The following is a 4,054-nucleotide window of genomic DNA, read 5'->3' on the forward strand; positions in this document are numbered from 1 at the left end:
GCCCTGCGCTGCCTCAAACGACGCCTGGCACGAGTCGTCTACAACCGCCTACACGCCGACGAACAAACACGCCACCAAACGAACCAACCCGCCGCGGCTTGACATAGGAGCAATGCTCGCGCCAAATGGGAGCCGGGGGTCAGCGCTCTTCGAGGATGGCCACGGCGGCGGCCGTGTCCGCCTCGTGCGTCAACGACAGATGGATCGTCACGTTCTTCAGATGCTCGGCGATCGCCCCGGACAGCCGCACCTTCGGCCTGCCCCACATGTCGGTGATGACCTCGATGTCGCGGTGGATGCCCTCGGGCAGCACCGGGCGCCGGGCGAAGCGCGACCCCGACCACGCCTTGATCACAGCCTCCTTGGCCGCCCACCGCGCCGCGAGATGCCGCGCCGCCGACGAACTCTTGTCGGCGGCGTCGCGGCGCTCACCCGGCGTGAACGTCTCGGCGAACACGGTGCCCGGCTGATCGACCTGCTCGGCGAACTCGGGAATGGAGACCAGGTCGATCCCCACCCCGACTATCGCCATGGGCCGAACGTTATCTCATGCCCGTCCGGGCACATACACGTCGTCGTCGCCGAGTCGCGAGCCCGGATCGAGAAGCATCTCGGCTTCCCGCGGCTTCTCCGGTCCCTCGTGGCCGAACCGGCGGTCCGCCGGCTTCTCGTACATCGGCTTGCCGCCGGCGATCGCCGACGCGAGCCGGTGTTGACCGGCCAGCACCCGCGCGTCCGCGCGCTGCTTGTAATCAGCACGCTGCTCGGGGGTCAGCGCGGCGAGGAACGCCTGCGGATGCACCAATGCGATCAGGCCGGACACGTGACCGAAGCCCAGGCTGGTGATCAGCCCCGCCTTGAGCGGGAACGACCCGCCGAAGTGCAGGGTGTCGCGCAACCACACCATGTGCGCGGAGCCGGCGAGCTCGTCGTCGACACAGTCCAGGCTGCGGTTCGGCGGAATGACGCCGTCGCGCAGGATCTGGCACAGCCCCATCATCTGGAACGCCGCCGCACCGCCCTTCGAGTGGCCGGTCAGGCTCTTCTGCGAGACCACGAACAACGGCGCGCCCTCCGAGCGGCCCAGCGCGTCGGCGAGCCGCTCGTGCAGCTCGGTCTCGTTGGGATCGTTGGCCAGCGTCGAGGTGTCGTGCTTGGAGACCACCGCGATGTCGTCGGGTCCGACACCGAGCTGAGCCAGCGAGCGGGCCAACTGCGACGCGCGACCCCCGCGGCCGGCGGCCAGCGCGCCGAGGCCCGGCGCCGGGATCGAGGTGTGCACACCGTCGCCGAACGACGACACGTAACCCACCACCGCGAGCACCGGCAGCCCCATCTGCAGCGCGAGATCGCCGCGGGCCAGCAGGATGGTCCCGCCGCCCTGACCTTCGACGAAGCCGAGGCGGCGACGGTCGTTGGCGCGGGAGAACTTCGAGTCGCTGATGCCACGGGCTCGCATCATCGCGGTGTCGGCGGTGGCGGCCATGTCGCCGAACCCGATGACCGCCTCGAGGGTCGTGTCGTCGTATCCGCCCGCGACCACGAACTCGGCCTTGCCGAGCTTGATCTTGTCGACGCCCTCCTCGACCGAGATGGCCGCCGTCGCACAGGCGCCGACCGGGTGGATCATCGCCCCGTAACTGCCGATATAGCTCTGGACGACGTGGCCTGCGATGACATTCGGCAGGACCTCCTGCAGGATGTCGTTCGGCTTGTTCCGGCCCAGCAGATTGCCGTGGTACATCGTCTGCATCGACGTCATGCCGCCCATGCCGGTGCCCTGCGTGCTGGCCACCAGGCTGGGATGCACCCACCGCATGAGCTCCGCGGGCGTGAACCCGGCCGACAGGAACGCATCGACAGTGGTGACGAGATTCCAGATGGCCAGCCGGTCAATGGAGTTCATCATCTCCTGGCTGACGCCGTACACCATCGGGTCGAACCCGGTGGGGATCTGCGCGCCGACCGTGCGGGACAGCTTGACCTTCCGCGGAACCCGAACCTCGGTGCCCGCCTTTCGGGTCACCTGCCAGTCGCCGCTGTCGGGCACGGGCGCGATCACGGTGTGCTCCGGATCGAACTTGAGGAATCCGCGGGCCTCGGCCTCCGACGACACGACGAAGGTGAAGTCCTTGTCGAGGAAGACCGAAACCAGAAGCGGCGACGCGTGATCCGGGTCGATCGCTCCGTCGTCGACCCACTCGCGGATGCCGACCCGCTCGACCACGGCGTCGTGGTAGCGCTCGACCAGCTCGCCCTCGTCGACCAGCTCGCCCGTCACGGTGTCGTACCAGCCCGGCGTGGGATCGTCCTCCCACTTGACCAGCCCGGTCGTCCACGCCAGCTCGAGCACACCGGCGGCCGACAGCTCGTTCTCGACCTCCATCTCGAAGCGGGTGCGCGAGGAGCCGTACGGCCCGAGTTCGGCACCACCGACGATGACCACCATGTCGGCGGGGTCCAGGTCGAGGTCCTGCCATTCGGGCGGCGGTGCGGACTTGTAACCACGCGGCGGCGACGGCAGGGCACGCACGGTGCCCTCGGGATCGCTGTCCTCGGTGTGGCTTTCGGTCACCATCTCATCGCGGGCCCTGGCGGCCAGCTCGGCCATGTCGATGTCGACGTCGGCCAGCCCGCCGGTGAAGTCCGCCTGCAGCGGCTCATGCGCCGCGGCCACCTTGGCCTCGATGTCGCACAGGCCCAGCAGCATGCTCGCCATCTCATCGGTGGTGAACGTGCGCACACCGGCCTCCTCGACGGCCCCGACGATCGCGTCGTTGTGGCCCATCAGACCGGTGCCCTTGGTCCACCCGATCAGCGCGTGCGCCAACGAAACCCGCTGCGCCCACGACGATTCGGCCTTCCACCGGGACACCAACGCGTCCAGCGCGGACTTCGCCTCGCCGTAAGCGCCGTCGCCGCCGAACATGCCGCGGTTCGGCGAACCGGGCAGCACGACGTGCAGGCGCGCAGCGATGTCGCGCTCGGCGCCGATGTGAGACAGCCCGCCGATCAGCCGTTGCACGGCCCACAGCAGCACCTTCATCTCCATCTCGGCGCGCGATCCGGCATCGGACAGATCGCCCGCGACCCGCGGTGCGGCGAACGGGAACAGCAATGTCGGCGTCTGGGCGTCCTTGATGTGGATCGACTGCGGCCCAAGGCTTTCGGTCTGCTCCGTGCCGACCCACTGCACCAGCGCGTCGATGTCGGTGTAGGACGCCATGTTGGCGGGCACCACCCACAGCTTCGCGTTCCAGCGGGCGCTGTCGCGATAGAGGTTGCGGTAGAACGCCAACCGGTCGTCGTCCAGACGCGACGTCGTCGCGATCACGGTGGCACCGCCGTCGAGCAGCTGCGCGACCACGGACGCGGCGATCGAGCCCTTGGACGCGCCGGTGACGACGGCGACCTCGTGGCTGTAGCGCCCGGTCCCCGGGTTCTCGGCACCCGCAGCGGCGCGGCCGTACAGCGAGGCGTGGATGTTGCGACCAGCCGCCAGCGCCTTGCCCTGCCACCAGGTGGCCTGCGTGCCGACCACGTGGCCTGCGCCCTCGAAGCGTTCCGAGAGTCGCTGCCAGTCGCGGTCGATCTCGTCCTCGTCGTACAGCCACAGCTTGGCCAGGTCCTCACGCGCGCTGGCCCAACGGTCGTCGAAGAGCACCGCCTTACGGCCGTCGAACGTCGGCGCCACCAGACGCGGCCAGTCCGAACCGAGTTCGGCGGTCACCAGGTCGATGAGTTCGGCGTCGGTGGCCTCCGGAACGGGAACCGGGGTGTCGAGACCGAGCTGCCCGAGGATCATCCGCGCCGCGGAGGCGAGCACGCCGTCGCGGCCGGTGACCCGCTCGGCGAACTCGGTCAGCGCGGCGGAGTCCACCACGCCCCCGCTCGCGCCGCCGGCGGACGGCAACGACACCGCCACGCCGCGCCGGGCCGCCACCGCGGCGACCGCGCTGTCGATGACCTTGTCGACGGTCGCGGCGTCGGCCAGTGCGCCGTCGTGCAGGCCGCCGAGCTCACCACCGCGCACACTGGTGCCCTCGCGGGTACC

At 69.7% G+C, this 4,054-nt stretch carries 2 protein-coding genes; both read right to left on the reverse strand.

Annotation, left to right across the window (positions count from 1 at the left end; all coding sequences use genetic code 11):
- Window positions 1–139: 139 nt before the first annotated feature.
- Window positions 140–532: a holo-ACP synthase AcpS gene (gene acpS, locus A5698_RS14895; protein ID WP_067083573.1), complete on the reverse strand. Its 393-nt coding sequence runs from the start codon at window positions 530–532 to the stop codon at window positions 140–142.
- Between the two features lie 15 nt (window positions 533–547).
- Window positions 548–4,054 (reverse strand): beta-ketoacyl synthase N-terminal-like domain-containing protein (locus A5698_RS14900; RefSeq protein WP_286144518.1); only part of this gene is annotated, 3,507 nt, incomplete at its 5' end.

The sequence above is a fragment of the Mycobacterium sp. E136 genome, assembly GCF_001666865.1.
GTDB lineage: Bacteria > Actinomycetota > Actinomycetes > Mycobacteriales > Mycobacteriaceae > Mycobacterium.

Excerpts from the sequence above, each read along its gene's own strand:
- acpS (WP_067083573.1), bottom strand. The coding sequence starts at position 532 with ATGGCGATAGTCGGGGTGGGGATCGACCTGGTCTCCATTCCCGAGTTC.